This window comes from Acidovorax sp. Leaf160 (genome assembly GCF_001424265.1).
GTDB lineage: Bacteria > Pseudomonadota > Gammaproteobacteria > Burkholderiales > Burkholderiaceae_C > Paracidovorax.
In genome coordinates, this window is record NZ_LMOV01000028.1 from 107,997 (window position 1) to 130,697 (window position 22,701).

Below are 22,701 nucleotides of genomic sequence, written 5' to 3' on the forward strand. Positions count from 1 at the left end.
GCGCGCGGAACCGCCGATTTTACGAGGCCCGGCCGACGGTGCCTGCGCGGCGGACTGCGGCCCGACGGTTCAAAGCAAAAATAGCCACAAGCGCCCGGTATACAGGCGCATGCAGCTATTATTTTCATAGCAACACACCCGGTCGGTGCGTTGCCGCGTCACTCAGGCCGTCCAGCGGCGCAGCACCAGGCTGGCATTGGTGCCGCCGAAACCGAAGCTGTTGGACAGCACGGTGGTCAGCTCGGCATCGCGCGAGGTCCGCACGATGGGCATGCCTTCGGCCGCCGGGTCCAGGTTCTCGATGTGGGCGGAGCCGGCGATGAAGCCTTCCTGCAGCATGTAGAGGCAGTAGATCGCCTCCTGCACGCCGGTGGCGCCCTGCGAGTGGCCGGTGAGCGACTTGGTGGACGAGAACGGAGGCACCTGGTCGCCGAAGACCTCGCGCAGCGCGCGCAGCTCGGGCAGATCGCCCACCGGGGTGGAGGTGCCGTGCGTGTTGACGTAGTCGATGGGGCCGCCGCCGGCTTCTGCCACGGCCTGGCGCATGCAGGCGATGGCGCCGTCGCCCGAAGGCGCGACCATGTCCTCGCCGTCCGACGAGAGGCCGAAACCGACGATCTCGCCCAGGATGGTGGCGCCACGGGCCTGGGCATGCTCCAGGCTTTCCAGCACCAGCGCGCCGCCGCCGCCGGCGATCACGAAGCCGTCACGGTCCACGTCGTAGGGGCGCGATGCCTTTTCGGGCGTGTCGTTGTACTTGGAGGACATGGCGCCCATGCCGTCGAACAGCGTGGCCAGGCCCCAGGACAGCTCTTCGCCGCCACCGGCGAACATCACGTCCTGCAGGCCGAAGGCGATCTGCTGGGCCGCCATGCCGATGCAGTGCGCGGACGTGCTGCAGGCCGAGGTGATCGAGAAGTTGATGCCCTTGATGGCGAAGGCCGTGGACAGGTTGGCCGACACGGTGGAACCCATGCAGCGCGTCACCTGATAGGGCCCGACGCGGCGGATGCCCTTGGAGCGCAGCGTGTCGGCGGCCTCGATCTGGTGGGCCGGCGAGCCGCCGCCCGAGCCCATGATGAGGCCGGTGCGCGGGTTCGAGACCTGTTCGGGCGCCAGGCCCGACTGGGCGATGGCGTCCTTCAATGACAGATAGGCGTAGGCCGCCGCGTCGCCCATGAAGCGGCGCAGCTTGCGGTCGATCAGCGCGTCCAGGTCGATCTGGGGGATGCCCGCCACCTGGCTGCGCAGGCCGAGCTCCTTGAACTCGGGCATGGCGCGGATGCCGGAGCGGCTTTCGCGCAGCGACTGCACCACCGCCTGCTGGTCATTGCCGATGCACGAGACGATGCCCGCACCCGTGATGACGACGCGCTTCTTGCTGGTCATGCCGTGGCTCCCGCTGCGGGTGCTCCGTTCTTCCCGTCTTCTTCACGCTTGAAGAGGCCCACGCGGAGGTCGTTGGCCACGTAGATTTCCTGGCCGTCGGCCAGCAGGCGGGCGTCGCCGATGGCCATGACCAGCTTGCGCTTGATGACGCGCTTGATGTCGATCTCGTAGGTGACCAGCTTGACGTTCGGGCCCACTTCGCCGGTGAACTTGACCTCGCCCGCGCCCAGGGCGCGGCCGCGGCCGGGCAGCTGCAGCCAGGTCAGGTAGAAGCCGATCAGCTGCCACATGGCGTCCAGGCCCAGGCAGCCGGGCATGACGGGGTCGCCCTGGAAATGGCAGTCGAAGAACCACAGGTCGGGCTTGACGTCGAGTTCGGCACGAATCTTTCCCAGCCCGTGGGCGCCGCCATCCGCATCGATGTGCGTGATGCGGTCGAACATCAGCATGGGCGGCAGCGGCAGGCGGCCGCTGTCGGGGGTGAACAGCCGGCCTTCACCCGAGGCGATCAGTTGTTCATAGGAAAAGGAATCAGCCATTGTCAGTCGTGCTCCAGATCGGCGCCTTGCCGTCGCGGGGGAGGGGTGGGAGATAAAAAATTCGCAAAAAACCGAAGGGCGCCGCCAGGCGACCCGCGCATCGGGGCCCATATTGTGCCGGGTTGCCGCCCTGCATTATCCAGGGTGCCGATGGCCCGGGCATCCGCCAGGGACAAGGGACTTCACCGATCCTGCCTCCGATGCGCGGCCGCATCGGTAGGCCAGAACCCACAAAAGCCCCGGATGGGGCTTTTGTCGACAGGAATCGCGGGCTTTTCGCCGGGGTGGCGCGCTGCCCCGCGTTGGCTGCGGCGGCTCAGTACTGCCAGAAGATGCGTTGCAGTTCCTGGCTGGTCTGCGGGCGCGTCAGGGCCACGGCCGCCAGGATGCGCGCCTTCTGCGGGTTCAGGTCGTGCGCGACCACCCAGTCGTACTTGTCGTCGGGCTGCTCGGCGTTGCGCAGCACGAAGCCGTCGGCCACGCGCGAGGAGCGCACCACCTGCACGCCCTGGCTGCGCAGTTCCTGCAGCGCGGGCACCACGCGGTCGGCCACCGAGCCGTTGCCGGTGCCGGCGTGGATCAGCGCCTTCACGCCCGAGCGGCCCACGGCCTCGACCGTCGAGCGCGGCACGTTGCCGTAGCCGTAGACGATCTCCACCGGCGCCAGCGTGTCGATCTCGTCGATGTTGAACTCCGACTGCGCCGTGTGGCGCTTGACCGGCGCGCGGAACCAGTAGCTCTTGCCTTCCACCACCATGCCCAGCGGGCCCCACTGGCTGCGGAACGCCTGGGTCTTGATGTTGACGCCCTTGGTCACGTCACGTCCGCTCTGGATCTCGTCGCTCATCGTCACCAGCACGCCCTTGCCGGCCGATTCCGGGCTGGCGGCCACGGTCACCGCGTCCAGCAGGTTCAGCGCGCCGTCGGCCGACAGCGAGGTGCCCGGCCGCATCGAGCCCACCACCACGATGGGCTTGCTGGTGCGCACCACCAGGTTCAGGAAGTAGGCGGTCTCCTCCAGCGTGTCGGTGCCGTGGGTGATGACGATGCCATTCACGTCGGGCTGCTTGGCCAGTGCGGACACGCGCTTGCCCAGCGCCAGCAGCTGCGCGTTGGTGAAGCTCTCGGACGCGATCTGGAACACCTGTTCGCCCCGCACCGTGGCCACGTTGCCCAGTTCGGGCAGGCCGGCCAGCAGCTTGTCGACGGGCACCTTGGCCGCGGCGTACGACGCACTATTGGTGGCCGAGGCGCCCGCCCCGGCGATGGTGCCGCCGGTGGCCAGCACCACGACCTGCGGCTTGGCGACCACGACGGCCGGCTGCGCGGCTGGCGCGGCGGGAGCCAGCTGCTGCGCGGGCGCGGCGATGGCCCAGGCGGCAAAGGCGGCGCCGGCCAGCAGGCGCTTGAGTTTCAGGTGCGAGAACATGGATGTCGATCCTCCAGAAGGGTCAGGAATAGCTCGTTGTGGTGCGGCGAAGCCGGGCCTGTGGCGGGATCGGCCCCGCCGCAGGCCCGGCTTGCGCCCCCGCGCCGATCGCCGCGGGTGCCGTATGGTAGGGAGGCACTGAGAGGCCGGTGGGGAATAATCGCCGCGCGGGTGTGACCGGGAGTCATATCCGGGAAAACACTGCCCGCCTTACTGAGCCCTCCATGAACCTGCGGCAACTCGAAGTCTTCCAGGCGGTCATGCAGACCGGCAACATGAGCGCGGCCGGGCGCCTGATCCGCATCACGCCGTCGGCCGTGAGCAAGACCATCGCCCATGCCGAGCTGCAGCTGGGCTACCCGCTCTTCAGCCGGGTGCGCGGCACGCTGGTGCCCACGCCCGAGGCGCAGGCGCTGTTCGCCGTCTCCAGCCAGATCCACCGCCAGCTGGACGAGCTGCGCCACACCGCCCTCAACCTGCGCCAGCCCGAAGGCTGCCTGGTGCGCATCGCCGCGATTCCCTCCGTCACGCATGAATTCCTGCCGACGGTGCTGGAGCAGCACGCCCTGCGCGCGCCGCGCGTGCAGATCGAGGTGCGCACCCTGCACCAGGACCAGATGGCGCAGGCCCTGCTCACGCGCGCGGTCGATGTCGGCCTGGGCTTCTACCCGCACCCGCACCCGCAGGTGCACAGCGAGATGCTGGTCAGCGGGCCGCTCTTCATCGCCATCACGCGCGAGATCTGGCAGCGCGCCGTGCGCGTGAACCGGTCCGACCCGATCACCTTCCTGGCCAACACGCCCATGATTCCGCTGCTGGGCGACGACCCCATGCGCCCGCACATGGCGGAACTGGCGCGCCAGCTGGGCGTGCATCAGGAGCTGGGCATCCAGGTGCAGACGTCGCAACTGGCGCTGGAGCTGGTCAAACGCGGCATGGGCTGGACGATGGTGGACTTCCTCACCGCCAGCAACCTGGACGCCGCCACCATGGCGGCCGTGCCGGTGCGCGACCTGCCCCCCATTCCGTTCTACGCCTATCACGCGACCCGCTGGCCGCCCGACCGTCAGGCGGCGGCGCTGCTGGCCTCGCTGCCCGGCCTGCTCGGGCGGGCGCTGGCGCGGCTCCACGCCCAACCGGCGGGGTGAGGACCGATCAGCCCCAAGGTGGCGGCTGCCGGCGCCGCAGCCGCGCCGCCCACGCCGCGCCCGCCACCGCCAGGCCCAGCGCCCAGAACGGCCACAGCCCCCAGCGCGACACCCACCAGGCGAACGGCGTGACGGCGCCGCTGCGCCCCTGCACCTCGGCCGCCAGCACGCCGCGCGTGTGCGGCGCCAGCGTGTGCGTCACCACGCCCCGGTGGTCGATGACGGCGGTGGCGCCGGTGTTGGTGGCGCGCACCATGGGGCGCTCGAACTCCAGCGCGCGCATGCGGCTGATCGCCAGATGCTGGTCGATGGCCAGGCTGTCGCCGAACCAGCCGATGTTGCTGAGGTTCACCATCACCGTCGGCGCGGTGGACGCATCGGCAAAGCGCGCGCCCAGTTCCTCGCCGAAGAGGTCCTCATAGCAGATGTTGGGCGCGATGCGCTCGCCCTGCCAGTCGAAGGAGGGCTGGCCCACGGCCCCGCGGTTGAAGTCGCCCAGCGGGATGTTCATCAGCTCGGTGAACCAGCGGAAGAAGGGCGGAACGAATTCGCCGAACGGCACCAAGTGGTGCTTGTCGTAGCGGTACGGCGTGCCCTGCCCGGGCGCGAAGCCCAGCACCGAATTGGTGTAGCCCAGTTCGCCGTTGCCCAGCGGAATGCCGATCAGCGCGGCCTGCCCGCCGCTGGCGTAGCGGGCGGTGATGCCCTCCAGGTAGCCGGGCATCAGCTGCTGGGGCAGCAGGGGAATGGCGGTTTCCGGGGCCACCACCAGCGATGCGGTGGCGCCGTTCAGCTGGTCGGCGTACCAGCGCAATGCCAGCGGCACGCCGCTGCCGGGCTGGAACTTCTCGTCCTGCGGGATGTTGCCCTGCAGCAAGGCCAGCGACAGCGTGCGCGGCGGCTCGATGCCGGTGTGGCACATCTCCACCGCGCAGTGCCGCTGGGCCGTCAGCGCCGCCCAGGCCAGCAGCGCAACGGTCGCCAGCACCCAGACGCCCCGGCGGCGCGCATCGGCGCGGCGCAGCAGCGCGATGCCCATGGCCAGCGCGGCGGCGACGAAGCCGATGCCGTACACGCCCAGGCTGCGCGCCAGCACGGCCAGCGGCCCGTCCACATGCGCATAGCCGCCCGCGCCCCACGGAAAGCCCGTCCACCAGATGCCGCGGGCCAGTTCGGCCAGCAGCCAGAATGCTGCGAAAACAAGAGCAGACAGCGCCCTGTTCCTGGGCGCCAGAGCCCTGAAACACCCTGCGGCGACGGCGTAGTAGCTGCCCAGGAAGGCCGCCAGCCCCACCACCGCCAGCACGGCCAGCGGCGCGGCCAGGCCGCCATAGGTATGCATGGAAATGAACAGCCACCAGAACGTGCCCGACAGCCACACGGTGGCGAACAGCCAGCCCAGCGCCGCCGCGCGCCGGCCGACGGGCGCCGTCACCAGCACCCGCGCCAGGAGCGCGAGCGACAGCACCTGCAGCCACCAGAGCGGCTGCCCGCCCCAGGGCCAGGCGATGGACGCGGCCTGCGCCAGGCCGGCGATGCCCGCCGCCAGCCAGGGCAGCAGGCGCCGCCACGGCGCAGCGTGGACGAGGTCGCCGGGAACGGTCGCGCCCAGGCGCGCGGCAGCGGCCGGGGCGCCCATCAGCCGGAGGAAGCCGTGCCGGCCGCTGCGGCCATGTCAGCGTCCGTCGCGGGCGACACCTTGAACCAGCGCACCGCGCCGCCCTTGGCATGCAGCACGACGAACTGCAGCCCGCCCAGCACCACGGGCTCGTCCTTGCGCGGCATGCGGCCCAGCTCGTGGACGATCAGCCCGCCGATGGTGTCGAATTCTTCCTCGGGGTCGCTGGCCTGCAGCACCACGCCGAAGGCCTCGGCCACCCGCTCGACCGAGGTGTCGCCGCTCACCCGCCAGGTCTGGTCGGCCAGGCGGAAGATGTCGCCTGCATCTTCGGGAATGTCGAATTCGTCCTCGATCTCGCCGACGATCTGTTCGAGCACGTCCTCGATGGTGACCAGGCCGGCCACGCGGCCGAATTCGTCGATCACCACCGCCATGTGGCTGCGCGTGCTGCGGAAGTCGCGCAGCAGGTCGTTCAGGCCCTTGCTCTCGGGCACGAAGACGGCTGGGCGCAACAGCGCGCGGATGTTCAGTTCAGGCGCGCGCCGCAGCTTGAGCAGGTCCTTGGCCAGCAGCACGCCGATGATGTTCTCGCGCTCGTCCTGGAACACCGGGAAGCGCGAATGCGCAGTGTCGATCACCTGGTTCACCAGGGTTTCGAGCGGCGCGCCGATGTCGAGCAGGTCCATGCGGGTCGAAGGGACCATCACGTCGCTGGCCGTCATCTCGGCCATCAGCAGCACGCGCTCGAGCATCACGCGGGCGTCCGCGTTGATGACATCGTTGGTTTCGGCCTCGGCCAGGGTGGCGATCAGCTCGTCGGTCGAATCCGGTCCGGGGTGGATGAATTCGATGAGCTTTTGCAGGAAGGTGCGCTTGTCTTCCCGGTCGGAAGGGCGCCCCGGGTGGGGATCTGCCACGGTCTTGGAATGCAGGACGTGCCGTCGTTGAACAAGCCGCAAGGATAGCGGATCGCCCTGGCCGTGCCTGGCGCGCCTGCGTCCGGCGTGTCGCGCGGGCACCAGGACCGCGGCCGCCCGCCGCCTGGGCAGCCGGGCGCGGTGGCTATTCGGCGGCCCGGTGGCGGCCGCTGCGCACGCCCTGGCGCACCTCCTGCACGCCCGAGAGGAACTTCCAGAACTGCCGCGCCTGCTTCTTGAGCTGGTAGTTGGCCTCGCCGTAGTGCAGCGTCATCAGTTCGGCCATGTGCGTGCCGCGTCCGGGCGGGCTCAGCTCCAGGTACGCCTCCGACTCCGAGCCGTCGCGGCGGACGGTGGCGCCGGCGCGGCGGGCGATCTTCAGCATGGCCGTGTTCTCCGACAGCGCGTGGATGAACACCATGCTCACCCCCGCCGTGCGCGCATGCATCACGGCGCGCTCGAAGAGCCGTGCGCCGAAGCGCCGGCCCCGCGCCCGGCGCAGCACCGACACGCCGAATTCGGCGCAGCCCGGATGGCCCGGCTGCGCGGCGAAGGCCAGGTGGGCCGTCGCGATCAGGTCGAGCCGGCGATTGAAGATGCCGAAGATCTCGTCGCGTTCGAAGTCGAGCTGCTCGGCATAGCGGCGCACCTGCTCGTCGGTGGCTGCAAAGCCGAAGCGGAGATAGCGGTCGTTGGGCTCCAGCGCCAGCAGGTGCTGGGCGATGCGTTCGCGGTGCTGGGGCCCCAGCGAACGGATGGGCACCGACACGCCGAACGACGAGGAGGAGGCAGCAGACGAAGAGGCCGATGGCATGGATTCCCTCCGATGCACCGCGAGCCGCGCCCGCAGCAGATTGCGGCAAGCGTGCCAGGAAGTGCGGATCCAGTCAGGGGAAGACAGCATGATGGTGGCGATTTTAGGGTTTTCCCTAGGTTCGCGCCGCGCAGCGGCAAAGGCTCACCGCAAGCCACATTCCCCATCAAATCCAGCCCTGGCGCCCATCCATTCTCGGCCTTTAGCTATGTTTTTTATAGCACTTCGAGCCCAGCCCTGAATCGCGCCGCTGTCGCCTGCGCGTCACCCGGTCCCAGGCGGTCGGGCGGTCGGCCTGGCCGGCTCCGCCGGAGGTCACCTCCGGATACCGACACCCACAACTAGACCGGCACTGCCGTGGTGGCCTTGACCCGGTCCAGCACGAAGCTGGTCTTGCAGTCCTGCACGCTCGGGTGCTTGAGCAGCGTGTCCATGATGAACCGGCTGTAGTGCGCCATGTCGGCCACCACCACGCGCAGCAGGTAGTCCATCTCGCCCGTCAGCGCGGCGCATTCCACCACCTCGGGCCAGGTCTGCACGCTGGCGCGGAACAGGTCCATCGGGTTGCGCTTGTGGCTTTCGGTGTGCTTTTCCAGCCGCACGTTCAGGTAGGCCGTCAGCCCCAGGCCCACCGCCTCCGGCTGCACCAGGGCGACGTAGCGGTCGATCACGCCGGCATCTTCCAGCCGCTTGGCGCGGCGTAGCACGGCGCTGGGCGACAGGCCCACCCGCTCACCGATCACGTCGTAGGTTTCGCGGCCATTCGCTTGCAGGCAGCGCAGGATGGCGCGGTCGAGCCGGTCGAGTGCATGTGGGGCTTCCATGGCGCAGGATTCTAGAAACCCGTGGGGCCGCTGGCGAGCGGCCCGCCGCCCATCCGCGGGTTTGTCCCCGATGCGACGGGCGCGACCCGCCGGAAATAATGGCCTGCCGAAGAAAAGAACGGTCGTTCTTTTTTCGCTGTCCGTCACTACCTCGGGAGACACCCATGCACGCCATCCTCCACCGCTGCGGGCGGCTCGGCACGCTGACCGTCGGCGCCGCGCTGGCCGCCCTGCTGTCGTTGACCTCTGCGCCTGCCGCACAGGCGCAGCCCGCGCCGACCGGCTCCGGCTACACGCAGACGCGCTACCCGATCGTGCTAGTGCACGGCCTCTTCGGCTTCAAGTCGCTGCTGGGGGTGGACATGTTCTACGGCATTCCGCAGGCGCTGCAGCGCGATGGCGCGCAGGTGTTCGTGGCGGAGGTCTCGGGCGCCCACAGCACCGAGGTGCGCGGCGAACAGCTGCTGGCCCAGGTCAAGGACATCCTGGCCATCACCGGTGCGCACCAGGTGAACCTGATCGGCCATTCCCACGGCGGCCCCACCGCCCGTTACGTGGCGGGCGTGGCGCCGCAGCTGGTGGCCTCGGTCACCACCGTGGGGGGCGTGAACCGCGGCTCGCGCGTGGCCGACGCGGTGCGCGGCACGCTGCCGCCGGGCTCGGTGCAGGAGTCGGTCGCCAATGCCGCCGTGAAGGGCTTCGCGCAGTTCCTGGCGCTGCTGGCGGGGTCGCCCTCCGGCCAGCCGCAGCAGCCCAAGGCAGCGCTGGAGTCGCTGTCCACCGCCGGCGCAGCCGATTTCAACCGGCGCTTTCCGCAGGGCATTCCCGACGGCTGCGGCGACGGGGCATCGGTGGTCAACGGCGTGCGCTACTACTCGTGGACCGGCACGCAGCCGCTGACCCATCCGCTGGACCCGAGCGACGGCCCGCTGCTGCTGCTCTCGCGCGTCTTCGGCGAAGCCAACGACGGCCTGGTGTCGGCCTGCTCGTCACGGCTGGGCACGCATCTGGGCGACTATCGGCAGAACCACCTGGACGAGATCAACCAGTTCGTGGGCCTGCGCGACCTGTTCTCCGTCGATCCGGTCACGCTCTACCGCCAGCAGGCCCATCGCCTGAAGCAGCAGGGGCTCTGAGGCCATGGCTGCCGCGCACCGCCGTCACGCCGCGTGGGCCCTGCCGGCCGCGCTGGCGCTGTGCGCCGGCGGCTGGTGGGCTGGCCGGACACCGGGCGAAGGCGGCCTGCCCCGGGGGTTGCACGCCTTGAGCCCCTCGCCGGCCGCCCCCGGCCAGGCGGTGGCGCGGGGTGCGTCCTCCGCCGACCCGTTCATGGCGCCGGGCTCCGCCGGCCGGCCGGACGGCCCCCTGGCCGATCCGCTGCTGCGGCCCGGCCTGCGCTATGCCATCGACGCGTGGCTGAATGCCGCGCTGCAGGCCGGCGACACCAGCGACCCGGCCGAGATCAAGCGGCGGCTGCGGGCCCTGGTGGACGCGCACTTCGGCGCCGACGTGCGCGAACGCGCGCTGGCGCTGGGGCTGCGCTATGTGGACTACCGCTCCGCGCTGGGCCGGATCACCCCGCCCGCCGACCTGTCGGATGCGGGCGCGGTGCGCGAGGCCATGGCTGCCCGCGACGGCATCCGCCAGCAGTTCTTCGAGCCGGCCGAATACGACGCACTCTTCGCGGAAGAGGCCGCCCTCGACCGCCACACCCTGGCGCGCATGGCGATCGACGCCGACCGCAGCCTGACCGCCGAAGCGCGAACCCAGGCGATGCACGCCGCCGAAGCTGCGCTGCCGGCTGCCCGGCGCGCCGAGCGCGAGGCCGCCAGCGCGCAGCTGGGCGTGGCGCAGCAGACGGCCGCGCTGCAGGCGCGCAACGCGGACGACGCCACCCGCTTCGCGGAACGCAGCGCCCGCTATGGCGAGGCGGCCGCCCAGGCGCTGGCCGCGCGCGACCGGGAGGAGCGCGACTGGCAGCAGCGGCTGGGCCATTACCGGCACGCGCAGTCCGCCAGGCCGCCGGGCGACCCCGCGATCGAGCAGGTGCGCCAGCAGCTTTTCACGCCCGAGGAGCGGCTGCGCGTGGACGCGGCACTCGCCTTGCGCAGCATGCAGCCGGGCGGCTGACGGCAGGGCTGCGCCCCCCGGTCGCGCCGGCAGGGCAGCGCCTGCGGGCGCCCTCCCGATCACCTTTCCGCCGACCGGCACGCCCGCAGCGGCACGGCGCGACACCGCTCCCTATACTCCGCCCTTCGCCCGATCCGAAGACCAGGAGACCCATGCCGCGCCGCCACCGTCCATCTTCCCTGGCCGCCCTGCCGTACCTCGCGCCCGGGCTGCTGGCGGCCGCGCTGTCCACCGGCGCGAGCCTCGCGCTGGCGCAGAACCCCGGCGCACCGCTCGGCATCGTGGTGCCCTACCCCGCCGGCGGGCCGCTCGACAAGACGGCGCACATCCTGGCGAAGGCAGCGGCCGCGCAGCTCGGCCCGGTCGCCGTCCAGAACAAGCCGGGCGCGGGCGGCAACCTCGGCGCAGAAATGGTGGCCAAGGCGCCGGCCGGCGGCAACCTGCTGGTGATGGGCGCGGTGGCCACGCACGCGGTCAACCCCTGGCTGGCCAAGCCCTTCCCCTACGACCCGGTCGCCGACTTCACGCCCATCGCCCTGGTGGCGCGCACGCCGAACGTGCTGGTGATGGAAGCGGGCCTCGCGCAGCGGCTGGACATCAAGTCCACCACCGACCTGGTGAAGTACCTCAAGGCCCACCCCGACACGCTGAAATACGGCTCGGGCGGCAACGGCAGCATCGGCCACATCGCCGGCGAGATGTTCAAGTCGCTCACCAACACGCGCATGGCGCACACCCCTTTCCAGGGCGCGGGTCCGACGCTGAAGGCCCTGCAGGACGGCGCGGTGGCGCTGGCGTTCGACAACCTGGCCTCGTCGCTGCCGCTGATCCGCTCGGGCAAGCTGGTGGCCCTGGGTGTCACCTCGCTCGGCAGCGACGACGAGCTGCCCAAGGTGCCCAGCATCAACAGCGAGGTGCCGGGCTTCAACGTGTCGACCTGGTTCGGCCTGTTCGCACCGGCCGCGCTGCCGCAGGCGGCGGCGCAGAAGTACGCCGCCGCGTTTTCCGCCGCCATGCAGACCGCCTCGGTGCGCGAGCAGTTCAAGGCCATGGGACTGGAGCCGGAGGAGCTGACCCTCGGCGCCTTCGGCAGCTTCGTGCGGTCGGAGCACAGCAAGTACGGCTTTCTGATCAAGGCCGCGAAGATCAAGACCGATTGAGCCGGCCCGACGCCGCGCGTCTTTGCCGCCGGCTTTCGACCGGGCTGAGCGGGTCGACATCGGGGCTCGGGGGGCAGGCAGCGCTTTGCCCAGGCCCGGGGCGAATGCGATTCGCTCAGAACGAACGGCCGGCCGCCGTCAGTCGGCCAGCAGCTCCAGGCAGGCCTGCATGACGGCCGGATGGAACGCCATCTGCACATGCGCCACGCCGGGCACAAAGCGGTTGTCGGCACCCGGCAGCGTGGCGGTGCGGGCAGGGAACACGATGTTGTCGCAGCTGGAATAGAAACAGGTGAAGCGCGCAGCGCGCCCGGGCGGCTCGGCCCGGCGCAGCGCCTGCACCCACTCGCCTTCCAGCGCCATCTGGCGTCCATTCACCGCGTTGCTGAACCGGCCGGCCCAGGTGCCGCCGTGGGGCGAACCCAGCGTGATGACGCGGTGGGCGCAGGCTTCGGCCCGGCCTGCGTCGCAGGCCCGCAGCCAGGCGCGCGCGGCGATGCCGCCCATGCTGTGGCCGATGACGACGGGCGCGCGGCCGGTGGCCTCGGTCACGCGGCGCACGGCCGCGTCGATGGTGGCGGCATAGTCGTCGATGGAGCCGAAAGGCGGCTCCAGATCCACCGCCACGAAGGCATGGCCGCGCTCGCGCAGCAGCGGCAGCCAGGGCGTCCAGAAGCCGCGGTTGCAGAGAAAGCCATGCACCAGCACCACGCCGCGCGGGGCCGGGCCTTGCGCGCCGCCGCTGCGCTCGGGCAGCCAGTCGGCGATGGCGCCGCGGCGAAAGGGCTGCCACCAGCCGAACACGCGCGTGGCCCAGCCGCTTTCGGCCCACCAGGCGCGCAGCATCTGCCCGCCGCTGGGGGCGGGCGACGGGTCGGCCCGGTTGGCACGCGCCATCAGCACGAACTGCAACCCCATCAGCATGCGAAAGCCGAGCAGCGCCAGCACCGGCCCGCCCAGCGCCCAGCCGGGCGAACGGGGCCACTGCCAGGCGATCCAGGCGACGGTGAGCGCCAGGTTGACGAAGACCATCCAGCGCTGCCAGCGTGCGTTGCTCAAGGTGCTGCCTTTCCGGCCCGATCACGGCGGGCCGCGGGGGGCATCATGGCACGCCGGCGCACGATGCTATATTTTTTATAGCTAACGGTGCTTGTCCATCCAGCGCCAACAGGCATTTTCATCCTCAATAGACGTCGCGCCGGTAGCGCCCGGCGGCGATGAGATCGTCCAGCCCGTTGCTGCCCAGCACCTCGGCCAGCGCCGCGTCCACGCCGGCGGCCATGCCTTGCAGGCTGCCGCAGACGTAGATCACCGCACCGTCCTGCACCCAGGCGCGTAGCAAGTCGGCGGCGTCGCGCAGCGCGTCCTGCACATAGCGGCGCTCGGGCTGGTCGCGGGAATAGACGAAGTCGCCCCGCGCGATCTGGCCTGCCGCGAGCCAGCCGGCGGCCTCGGCCTGGCAGAACGCATCGAAGGCGCGCTGGCGTTCGCCGAACAGCAGCCAGTTGCGGTAGCGGCCGCTGCGGATGCGGGCCAGCAGGTGGCCGCGCAGCCCGGCATAGCCCGAGCCGTTGCCGATGAAGATCGCCGGGGCATCCCGGTCGTCTCGCCCGGCGCCTGTTTCGGCGGGCGCAAAGGCCATGTTCTCCACCAGCCGCAGCGTGATCGGCGTGCCGAGCGGCGCGTGGGCCGTGAGCCAGCCGGAAGCCATGCCCAGCCCCGCGTCGTGCCGCACCTGGCGCACCAGCAGGGCCAGGTGCCCGTCGCCGGGCAGCGACGCCACCGAGTAGCTGCGCGGGGCCAGCGGCTGCAGCGTGTCCGCCAGGCGTTGCCAGACTTCTGCCCCCGGCGGGCCCGCGTCCGGAGCGGTCGGCGCCGGCCCCGCGCCGGGCACGGGCAGCACGCTCCGCGCCAAAGCCTCGCGCAGGCTCAGCATCTGGCCGGCCCAGCGCACCGGGGCATCGCCGGGCCAGGCGTTGCGTTGCAGCAGCGCGTCGAGGGTGGCGCCGTCATGGCGCGGCAGCACTTCGACCAGCGCACCGGGCTTCCACTCGGCGGCGGCGGCAGCAGCAGCGGTGGCAGCGGCCGGCGGCGGCGTGAGCTGCAGCGCGAACAGCGGCGCGCCCTGGCTGCCGGCGTTGCACAGCGTGCGCCCCGCCAGCGTCCAGTCGGCAGTTGCCGTGGCGCCGACGTCGCCCAGCGCGGGCGATGCGGCCTCGGCCGACGCGGCCAGGCCGGGGGCGTTCAGGTGGCTGGCCAGCGCCGCCAGCCAGGCCGTCCAGGCGGCGGGTGCCTCGCCGTCCATCTCGATCAGCGGGAAGAGTGGCTGCGCGCCCAGGCGGCGCAGCTGGTGGTCGAGCGCATGGCCGAAGCCGCAGAAGGCGGCGTAGTGCCGGTCGCCCAGGGCCAGCAGCCCGTAGTGCACCGGCGCCAGCGCGGCGCCCTGCGCGGTGGCCAGCGTGCGCGCGAAGCGCCGGGCGGCATCGGGCGGGTCGCCCTCTCCGAACGTGCTGGCGATGAACAGCACGCGGCGATGGTGGCGCAGCGCCTCGGCGCCCAGGGTAGCGACGGGAGCGAGCGTGGCCGCCAGCCCGGCCCCACGCAGCAGGGCGGCGGTGCGCACGGCCAGCCGCTCGGCCCGGCCGGACTGGCTGGCGAAGGCCACCAGCACGCCCTCGCCCCCGGCCACCGCATCGCCGGCCGCAGGGGCCGACGCGGCCAGCGCCGCCCGTTCGCCGCGCACCGCGCGGGCGCGGCGCCGCCGGTCCAGGTACAGCAGCCAGCCGGTGACGGCAAAGAGCGGCATGACCAGCGACGCCAGCGTCATCACGATGCGCCCCGGCAGCCCGAAGTACGTGCCCATGTGCAAGGGGTAGATGGCGCCCACCGCGCGCCGGCCGGCCGGCAGGTCCGCAAAGCGCTCGTCGCGCTGCACCGTGCCGTCCGGCCGCAGCTGCAGCTGGTTGCGGGCGCGTTCGTGCGCGGCGTCCGCGTCCAGCCAGCTGATCTGCAGGGGCTGGCCGGCCCGCTCGGGAATGCGCAGGTCGGCCGTGCGCCAGCCCGCAGCCAGGCGCTCGAAGGCCGACCAGGCGGCCGTGAGGTCAGACGGTGCGGAAGTTGCGGGTGGTGCGGACGGCGTGGGGTCGGCCGCGCGCGCGCTGACTGCGGCCGGGGGCCTGGGCGCCATGGCGGCAGAGCGGGCCGGCACGCCGGCCCAGCGGTCCACCGGCGCGCGCACCGCGTCGAACGCCCAGTAGAGGCCCGTGGCCGCGAACACCACGTAGGCCGCCAGCGCCCAGGTGCCCACCACCGAATGCAGCCCCCACAGGAAGGACCGGCCCCGGAGCGCCGGGTCGAACGTGAGCCAGGTGCGCCACGACAGCGGCCGGCGCGGCCAGCGCAGGTAGAGCCCCGACAGCGCCAGCACCAGCAGGCCGGCGGCCAGGGTGCCGGTGACGGTGCGGCCGTCGCTGCGCGGCAGCAGCAGCCAGCGGTGCAGCGACTCCACCCAGTCGAAGAAGGCGGCGCCCCGCTGCGCGGGCAGCACCGCGCCGGTGTAGGGGTCGACGAACACGGCGTCGCCCCGGCGCTGGCCGGGAGGCGGCGCGAAGGTCACCCGGGCCGAGCGGCCCGCTTCGGCTCGCACGGCGATGCGCTGCACCGGGCGCGCCTCCCCGGCCTCGCGCAGGGCCTGGGCGATCTGCGGCGGAGTGAGCGCGGGGGCGGCACGCACGGGGACCGAGGCGGTGCCGGGGTTGGCCCAGTCCAGGATCTCTTCATGGAAGGACAACACCGCGCCCGACAGCCCGATGACGATGAGCACGGTGCCGGCGGTGATGCCGATGAACCAGTGCAGCTGGAACCAGAGATTCTTGAACGTGAGCGAAGGCGAGAGCATGGACTGGGCGCGCGCGGCCCGGAGGGACGGTATCCACACCGCCGCGCCCCCAGATCGCTAAATGCGAACCAATTGTATTCAGGATCGCATCGCCCAGCCGCTGCCGTAGCCCGCTGTCGCCTGCATGACGCAGCCCTGGGTACGTCCCGAGGCGGGTCGGCGCGGGCGCTTCCACAATGCCAGCTTCCAAGGAGGACACGACATGACCCCGCAACGCCCCTGGCTGGCGCACTACCCCGCCGGCGTGCCGCACGACATCGATCCGGAGCAGTACCGCTCGGTGGCGCACCTGCTCGAGGAATCGTTCGGAAAGCACGCCGCCAACCCGTTCTCGGTGTGCATGGACCAGTGGATGCGCTATGGCGAGCTGGACCGGCTGTCTGCCCAGCTGGGCGCCTGGCTGCAGGGCCAGGGGCTGGCGCCCGGCGCGCGCGTGGCCATCATGCTGCCCAACGTGCCGCAGTTCGCCGTGACCATGGCGGCGGTGCTGCGCGCGGGCTACACGTGCGTCAACGTGAACCCGCTCTACACCGCCCGCGAGCTGGAACACCAGCTCAGGGATTCGGGCGCCGAGGCCATCGTCATCCTGGAGAACTTCGCCCGCACGCTGGCCGAGGTGATCGACCGCACCGCCGTGCGGCATGTGGTGATGGCCGCCATGGGCGACCTGCTGGGGCCGGTCTATGGCCGCTGGATCACCTTCGCCGTGCGGCACCTGGCCAAGATGGTGCCGGCCTATGCGCTGCCGCTCACGGGCAGCCGCCGGCTGACCACCTTCCCCGAGGCGCTGGCGCAGGGCGCAGGGCGCACGCTGGCCCCCAGCACCGCCACGCTGGAGTCGGCCGCATTCCTGCAGTACACGGGCGGCACCACGGGCCTGTCCAAGGGCGCTGTGCTGACCCACCGCAACATCGTCGCAGCCACGCTCCAGGCCGAGGCCTGGTTCACGCCGGCGCTGGCCCGGGTGGGCGACGTGACCCGGGCCAACTCCATCGCCGCGCTGCCGCTCTATCACATCTTCGCGCTCACGCTCTGCCTGCTGGCCATCCGCCAGGGCTCGCACCTGACGCTGATCCCGAACCCGCGCGACATCCCGAAATTCGTCGCCGTGCTGAAAAAGCGCCCCTTCCACATGCTGCCGGCGGTGAACACGCTGTTCAACGCGCTGCTGCAGAACGCCGACTTCCGCGCGCTCGACTTCCAGCCGCTGTGCGTGTCGCAGGCGGGCGGCATGGCGGCCAGCGAGAGCACGGCGCGGGAATGGCAGAAGGTCACGGGCAGCACCATGATCGAGGGCTGGGGCATGAGCGAGACCTGCGCCATCGGCACCAACAACCCGGTCAGCAACACGGCCTTCACCGGCACCATCGGCCTGCCGCTGCCGGGCATCGACATCGCCATCAAGAACGACGCGGGCGAGAGCCTCGCCCTCGGCGAAGCGGGCGAGATCTGCATCAAGGGCCCGAACGTGATGCAGGGCTACTACCAGCAGCCCGAGGAGAACGCCCGCGCCTTCACCGCCGACGGCTTCATGCGCACGGGCGACATCGGCGTGATGGACGAGCGCGGCTACACCCGCATCATCGACCGCAAGAAGGACATGATCCTGGTCAGCGGCTTCAACGTCTTCCCCAACGAGCTGGAGCAGGTGGTGGCGCTGTGCCCCGGCGTGCTGGAATGCGCGGCCATCGGCATCGCCGACGAAAAGCAGGGCGAGGCGATCAAGGTCTTCGTGGTGCGCAGCGACCCGGCGCTGACCGAGGACGACGTGGCGCGCTACTGCGAGGAGAACCTGACGGGCTACAAGCGGCCCAAGCACATCGAGTTCCGCGACAGCCTGCCCAAGACCAATGTGGGCAAGATCTTGCGGCGGGAGCTGCGCGGGCCGGCGGCCTGAACCTGCGGGCGAGCGCCTCCGGCGGCGGGCCAGGCGTCAGGGCTGCCCGTCGCAGCTTTCCATGCCCGCAGGCAGGCTCACCCAGGCGTGGCGCCGACGGGTCCAGATCTGCCGCTGCGGGGTGCCCAGCTGTTGGCGCTGGCGGATGGTGCCCACGCGCAGCGAATAGGCGACGGGCCGATCCACATCGCAGGCATACAGCGTGGTGCCGCACACCTCGCAGAAGGCCAGCAGCCGCTGGTGGCCGCTGTCCGCCGTCTTGAGGTAGGTGCGAGGCGTGCCGCGAACCAGCCGAAACCCGTCCGCTGGCGCCGGAATGTTGGCGCGAAACACGGAACCTGACTGCGCCTGGCAGTCGTTGCAATGGCAGACCGTGATGCTGCCGGATTGCACCTCGGCCTCGTAGGCGATGGCCTGACAGTGGCAGCTGCCGTCGATTTTCATGGCGGGTCCTTTCAGCGGCGTGCCGCTGTGATGGCACTGTACGGTGTGAAGTCGGCGGGCAGGCACGCCATTCCCGTGATTCCGGGGAATGGCTTGCCGCCGATGCGGGCGGGTCGCGGTGACAGCCTGGCGCGCCACAGAAACGCGCAGCGGGCAGCGGGGCAACGGCCTGCGGCGGACGGCGTCACGCCCATCTCCGCGGGAGAAGCGCCGCACCACGGCGAGGTCGGGCAAAAAATTTCTGGCTGTGACCCGGTTACAGCTGGCCGCCCCAAAACCCGCCTGGGTGCCGCGATCGCCATTGTGTGACGCGGTTACCAAGCCGCTGACCTTCCGGGCTGCGAAACCGGATTCAACCCGGCATATGCGGGTAAACCACGCCGCGCAAACGTTTGCGCAAACGTTTTACATGGATAACATGCGCATCCTCGGCCGGATCGGATGGGCGCATTGCAGTGCCTGCAGACCGTTTCCAGCCGGAGATGCCATCCGGCAGACCGCTGCCGGGCCCTGTTTGCCGATCCCCATCGCACCCGACCCCAACGCACTGGAGACATACACCATGCCGTTCACCCGCCGCACCATTCAAACCGCAGCCGCCCTCGCCCTGATGGGCGGGCTGCTGGCCAGCCCCGCCTTCGCGCAGGACGGCAAGCCCAAGATCGCCCTGGTGATGAAGTCGCTGGCCAATGAATTCTTCCGCACGATGGAAGACGGCGCCAAGGCGCACCAGAAGGCGCACGCCGGCGAATACACGCTGGTGTCGAACGGCATCAAGAACGAAACCGACACCGCCGCGCAGATCAAGATGGTCGAGCAGGCCGTGGCGCAGAAGGCCAGCGCCATCGTGCTGGCCCCGGCGGATTCCAAGGCGCTGGTGCCGGCCGTCAAGGCGGCCATCGACAAGGGTGTGATCGTCGTCAACATCGACAACCGCCTGGACGCCGACGCTCTGAAGGAAAAGAACATCAACGTGCCCTTCGTCGGCCCGGACAACCGCGCCGGCGCCAAGCTGGTGGGCGACTACCTGGCCAAGCAGCTGAAGGCGGGCGACAAGGTCGGCATCGTCGAAGGCGTGTCCACCACCTTCAACGCGCAGCAGCGCACGCTGGGTTTCCAGGACGCGATGAAGGCCGCGGGCATCAATGTGGTGGGCGTGCAGTCCGGCCAGTGGGAAATCGAAAAGGGCAACACCATCGCTGCCGGCATGCTGCGCGAGCACCCCGACCTGACGGCCCTGCTGGCCGGCAACGACAGCATGGCGCTGGGCGTGGTCGCCGCCGTGAAGGCAGCGGGCAAGGCCGGCAAGGTGCAGGTCGTCGGCTACGACAACATCCAGGCCATCAAGCCCATGCTGGCCGACGGCCGCGTGCTGGCCACCGCCGACCAGTACGCCGCCAAGCAGGCCGTGTTCGGCATCGAGCTGGCGCAGAAGGCCCTGGCCGCCAAGACGCCGCAGGCCCAGCTGCCTGCCGAGGTGAAGACCGACGTGGTGCTGGTGACCAAGGGCAGCAAGTAAGCCCGATCCTTTTGCGGTGGCCCGCCTCCCGTTCGCCCTGAGCCTGCCGAAGGGCTGCCAGCCGTGCGCCCTGGCTTCGACAGGCTCAGCCCGAACGGTTGGGGGCGGATGAACGGGCGAGCTGGATGGACCCAGGAACCCAGACCCCGGATCCATTCCTCTTCCCCGTTCGCCCTGAGCCTGTCGAAGAGCTGCCAGCCAGGTGCCCCGGCTTCGGCCAGCTCAGCCGAACGGTTGAGGGCAGAGCCGGTACATCGACCCTGGAACGCACCCCGTAAGCCTCCGCCCCTCCGCCCCGGTTTTCCGCCCCTGCCCCATGCCCCACACGCCTTCACCCACTCCCGCCACGCCCTTGCTGCACGTCGACGCGGTGGGCAAGGACTACCACGGCACGACCGTGCTGCATGACGTGACGCTGGCCCTGAACGCCGGCGAGGTGCTGGCGCTCACTGGCGAGAACGGTGCGGGCAAGAGCACGCTGTCGAAGATCATCTGCGGCCTGACTCCCGCCACGCGGGGCGGCATGCGGCTGGCGGGCGCCGCCTTCATGCCCGAGTCGCGCCAGGATGCCGAGCGCCAGGGCGTGCGCATGGTCATGCAGGAGCTGGGCCTGGTGCCCACCCTGACCGTGGCCGAAAACCTGCTGCTGGGCCGCATGCCCAGCACCGCCGGCTGGGTGCGGCGCGCCGAGCTGCATGCCGCCGCCCGCGCGCAGCTGGCCAAGATCGGGCTCGAATCGATCGACCCGGCCACGCCGGTGTCGCGGCTGGGCATCGGCCAGCAGCAGATGGTGGAGATCGCCCGCAACCTGCAGGACGACACGCGCATCCTGGTGCTGGACGAGCCCACGGCCATGCTGACCCCGCGCGAGACGAACTACCTGTTCGAGCAGATCGCGCGGCTGACAGCGCGGGGCGTGGCCATCGTCTACGTGTCGCACCGGCTGGAAGAGCTGCGCCGCATCGCCGACCGCGTGGCCGTGCTGCGCGACGGCCGGCTGGTGGACGCCTGCCCGATGGCGGGCCTGTCGGAAGACGACCTGGTGCGCCGCATGGTGGGCCGGTCGGTGAACGACCTGGAGCACCGCCCGCGCCGCGCGGCCGGTGCGGTGGTGATGCAGGTGAACGGCATCGGTCGCGCCAGCGCCGTGCAGGACGTGAGCCTGGAATTGCGCGCGGGCGAGGTCTTCGGCATCGCCGGGCTGGTGGGTTCGGGCCGCACCGAGCTGCTGCGCCTGCTCTACGGCGCCGACCGGGCCGACCGTGGCAGCGTGTCGCTGCCAGTGGACGATTTCAAGCCAAAACAGGCTGCAGCGCTTGATGCACCTGCGCATACAGCTATTAAATCTATAGCAAAAGGTGTTTACAAGACCTTTGCCAAGGGTTTCCACTCGCCCCTGCAGGCCATGGCCGCCGGCGTGGGCCTGGTGAGCGAGGACCGCAAGTCGCAAGGCCTGCTGCTGGCCCAGCCCATCCGCATCAACGCCACGCTGTCCGACCTGTCCGCCGTCTCGCGTGGCGGCTGGCTGCAGGGCGCGCGCGAGCACGGCTTGGTGCAGGGCTTCATCCGCACGCTGCGCATTCGCTGCACCAGCGGCGAGCAGCCGGTGGGCCAGCTCTCGGGCGGCAATCAGCAGAAGGTGGTGTTCGCCCGCTGGCTGCACCGGCCGGTGCGCGTGCTGCTGCTGGACGAGCCCACGCGCGGTGTGGACGTCGGCGCCCGTGCCGAGATCTATGGCGAACTCGACCGCATGGCCGCCGAAGGGCGCGCCTTGCTGATGGTGTCGTCCGACCTGCGCGAGCTGATGGCCATGGCCGACCGCATCGGCGTGATGAGCGCGGGCCGGCTGGTCGCCATCTTCGAGCGCGGCGAGTGGACCGAGCAGTCGCTGCTCGCCGCCGCCTTTTCCGACGCCGCGGGCCGCCCCGCCCCGGCGCAACCCGTTTCTCCTGTCGCCGCATGAACCCCTCCACGCCCCCCTCCCCGGCCGCCGCCGCTGCGGCCTCCACCGCACCCTCCGCCACGCCGATCTGGCGCACCCAGCTGGGCACCTACCTGGGCCTGGCCCTGGTGCTAGCAGGCATGGTGGGCCTCTTTTCCTGGCTGTCCGAGTACTTCTGGAGCGTGGAGACCTTCGTCACCATCGCCAATGAAATTCCGGCGCTGGCCGTGATGGCCGTGGGCATGACCTTCGTGCTGATCATCGCCGGCATCGACCTGTCGGTGGGCTCTGTGATGGCGCTGGCCGCCGCCACCTCGGCCGCCGCCATCCTGCAATGGGGCTGGCCAGTGCCGGCCGCCGCCGCGCTGGCGCTGGTGACGGGCCTGGTCTGCGGCACCATCACCGGGGCCATCTCGGTCGCCTGGCGGCTGCCCTCGTTCATCGTGTCGCTGGGCATGCTGGAGGCGGTGCGCGGCAGCGCCTACCTGGTGACCGATTCGCGCACGCAGTACGTGGGCGACGCCATCTCCTGGCTGGCGGCGCCGCTGGTGGGCGGCATCTCCGTGGCGTTCCTGATCGCGCTGGTGCTGGTGGTGGTGGCGCAGCTGGTGCTGTCGCGCACGGTGTTCGGCCGCAGCGTGGTGGGCATCGGCACCAACGAGGAGGCCATGCGCCTGGCGGGCGTCGATCCGCGGCCGGTGCGCATCATCGTCTTCGCCGTCACCGGCCTGCTGGCCGGCCTGGCCGGGCTGATGCAGTCGGCCCGGCTGGAAGCCGCCGACCCGAACGCCGGCAGCGGCATGGAGCTGCAGGTGATCGCCGCCGTGGTGATCGGCGGCACCAGCCTGATGGGCGGGCGCGGCTCGGTGGTGACCACCGCCTTCGGCGTGCTGATCATCGCCGTGCTGGAAGCGGGCCTGGCCCAGGTGGGCGCGAGCGAGCCGAGCAAGCGCATCATCACCGGCTGCGTGATCGTCGCCGCCGTCATCATCGACACGCTGCGCCAGCGCCGCACCACGCACTAGCCACC

At 70.9% G+C, this 22,701-nt stretch carries 18 protein-coding genes; 8 read left to right on the top strand and 10 right to left on the bottom strand.

All coding sequences use genetic code 11. The annotated features are described in order from the left end of the window. Positions 1 to 162 precede the first annotated feature (162 nt). The 3 genes from fabB to ASF94_RS18880 all read right to left on the bottom strand — a co-directional run bounded on the left by fabB (position 163) and on the right by ASF94_RS18880 (position 3,357). The gene (gene fabB / locus ASF94_RS18870) at positions 163 to 1,389 is read right to left on the bottom strand and encodes a beta-ketoacyl-ACP synthase I (RefSeq protein ID WP_056670181.1); all 1,227 of its coding nucleotides are present in this window, start codon (positions 1,387 to 1,389) and stop codon (positions 163 to 165) included. Further along, positions 1,386 to 1,928 carry a 3-hydroxyacyl-[acyl-carrier-protein] dehydratase FabA gene (gene fabA, locus ASF94_RS18875; protein WP_056670184.1) on the bottom strand — a complete coding sequence of 181 codons (543 nt, stop codon included), beginning with the start codon at positions 1,926 to 1,928 and terminating at the stop codon, positions 1,386 to 1,388. The genes fabB and fabA overlap by 4 nt, the downstream gene beginning before the upstream one ends. Before the next feature lie 316 nt (positions 1,929 to 2,244). After that, positions 2,245 to 3,357 (bottom strand): type II asparaginase, encoded by a 1,113-nt coding sequence (locus ASF94_RS18880; protein WP_056670186.1) that lies wholly within the window; start codon positions 3,355 to 3,357, stop codon positions 2,245 to 2,247. 224 nt (positions 3,358 to 3,581) lie between these two features. Between ASF94_RS18880 and ASF94_RS18885 the strand changes: the two genes are divergently transcribed. Further along, a complete protein-coding gene (locus ASF94_RS18885; protein WP_056670190.1) occupies positions 3,582 to 4,505 on the top strand; it encodes a LysR family transcriptional regulator in 924 nt (307 codons plus the stop codon). Positions 4,506 to 4,512: 7 nt separating this feature from the next. Here the strand turns inward: ASF94_RS18885 and lnt are convergent, their stop codons facing one another. The 4 genes from lnt to ASF94_RS18905 all read right to left on the bottom strand — a co-directional run bounded on the left by lnt (position 4,513) and on the right by ASF94_RS18905 (position 8,681). Then, entirely contained in the window at positions 4,513 to 6,144 is a 1,632-nt protein-coding gene (gene lnt, locus ASF94_RS18890) for an apolipoprotein N-acyltransferase (protein ID WP_082493417.1), read from the bottom strand. Next, positions 6,144 to 7,043: an HlyC/CorC family transporter gene (locus tag ASF94_RS18895; protein WP_056670193.1), complete on the bottom strand. Its 900-nt coding sequence runs from the start codon at positions 7,041 to 7,043 to the stop codon at positions 6,144 to 6,146. Before ASF94_RS18895 ends, lnt begins: the two co-directional genes overlap by 1 nt. Before the next feature lie 145 nt (positions 7,044 to 7,188). Beyond that, on the bottom strand, positions 7,189 to 7,947 hold the full coding sequence (locus ASF94_RS18900; RefSeq protein WP_056670196.1) for a GNAT family N-acetyltransferase: 759 nt from the start codon (positions 7,945 to 7,947) through the stop codon (positions 7,189 to 7,191). A 251-nt stretch (positions 7,948 to 8,198) separates the two neighbouring features. Then, positions 8,199 to 8,681, bottom strand: a complete 483-nt coding sequence (locus ASF94_RS18905) for an Lrp/AsnC family transcriptional regulator (RefSeq protein ID WP_056670197.1) — start codon at positions 8,679 to 8,681, stop codon at positions 8,199 to 8,201. Between the two features lie 164 nt (positions 8,682 to 8,845). Between ASF94_RS18905 and ASF94_RS18910 the strand changes: the two genes are divergently transcribed. From ASF94_RS18910 to ASF94_RS18920, 3 genes are all read left to right on the top strand, one after another. After that, complete coding sequence (locus ASF94_RS18910) at positions 8,846 to 9,817, top strand: triacylglycerol lipase (protein WP_056670198.1); 972 nt, start codon at positions 8,846 to 8,848, stop codon at positions 9,815 to 9,817. A gap of 4 nt (positions 9,818 to 9,821) precedes the next feature. Continuing rightward, the gene (locus tag ASF94_RS18915; protein WP_056670201.1) at positions 9,822 to 10,811 is read left to right on the top strand and encodes a lipase secretion chaperone; all 990 of its coding nucleotides are present in this window, start codon (positions 9,822 to 9,824) and stop codon (positions 10,809 to 10,811) included. Between the two features lie 152 nt (positions 10,812 to 10,963). Further along, a complete protein-coding gene (locus ASF94_RS18920) occupies positions 10,964 to 11,971 on the top strand; it encodes a tripartite tricarboxylate transporter substrate binding protein (RefSeq protein WP_056670204.1) in 1,008 nt (335 codons plus the stop codon). Between the two features lie 138 nt (positions 11,972 to 12,109). On the opposite strand, the gene ASF94_RS18925 is transcribed toward ASF94_RS18920, so the two are convergent. Both ASF94_RS18925 and ASF94_RS18930 read right to left on the bottom strand, forming a co-directional pair. After that, the gene (locus ASF94_RS18925) at positions 12,110 to 13,030 is read right to left on the bottom strand and encodes a triacylglycerol lipase (RefSeq protein WP_056670206.1); all 921 of its coding nucleotides are present in this window, start codon (positions 13,028 to 13,030) and stop codon (positions 12,110 to 12,112) included. A 124-nt stretch (positions 13,031 to 13,154) separates the two neighbouring features. Beyond that, positions 13,155 to 15,869 (bottom strand): sulfite reductase flavoprotein subunit alpha, encoded by a 2,715-nt coding sequence (locus ASF94_RS18930; RefSeq protein ID WP_056670209.1) that lies wholly within the window; start codon positions 15,867 to 15,869, stop codon positions 13,155 to 13,157. Positions 15,870 to 16,071: 202 nt separating this feature from the next. On the opposite strand from ASF94_RS18930, the gene ASF94_RS18935 reads away from it, so the two are divergent. Further along, positions 16,072 to 17,766, top strand: a complete 1,695-nt coding sequence (locus ASF94_RS18935; RefSeq protein WP_056670211.1) for an AMP-binding protein — start codon at positions 16,072 to 16,074, stop codon at positions 17,764 to 17,766. 36 nt (positions 17,767 to 17,802) lie between these two features. Here the strand turns inward: ASF94_RS18935 and ASF94_RS18940 are convergent, their stop codons facing one another. Then, entirely contained in the window at positions 17,803 to 18,210 is a 408-nt protein-coding gene (locus ASF94_RS18940) for a GFA family protein (protein ID WP_056670212.1), read from the bottom strand. Between the two features lie 562 nt (positions 18,211 to 18,772). Between ASF94_RS18940 and ASF94_RS18945 the strand changes: the two genes are divergently transcribed. The 3 genes from ASF94_RS18945 (at position 18,773) to ASF94_RS18955 (ending at position 22,696) form a co-directional block, all read left to right on the top strand. Continuing rightward, the gene (locus ASF94_RS18945; RefSeq protein ID WP_056670606.1) at positions 18,773 to 19,729 is read left to right on the top strand and encodes a sugar ABC transporter substrate-binding protein; all 957 of its coding nucleotides are present in this window, start codon (positions 18,773 to 18,775) and stop codon (positions 19,727 to 19,729) included. A 316-nt stretch (positions 19,730 to 20,045) separates the two neighbouring features. After that, positions 20,046 to 21,692 carry a sugar ABC transporter ATP-binding protein gene (locus ASF94_RS18950; RefSeq protein ID WP_056670214.1) on the top strand — a complete coding sequence of 549 codons (1,647 nt, stop codon included), beginning with the start codon at positions 20,046 to 20,048 and terminating at the stop codon, positions 21,690 to 21,692. Next, entirely contained in the window at positions 21,689 to 22,696 is a 1,008-nt protein-coding gene (locus ASF94_RS18955; protein ID WP_056670215.1) for an ABC transporter permease, read from the top strand. The genes ASF94_RS18950 and ASF94_RS18955 overlap by 4 nt, the downstream gene beginning before the upstream one ends. Positions 22,697 to 22,701 lie beyond the last annotated feature (5 nt).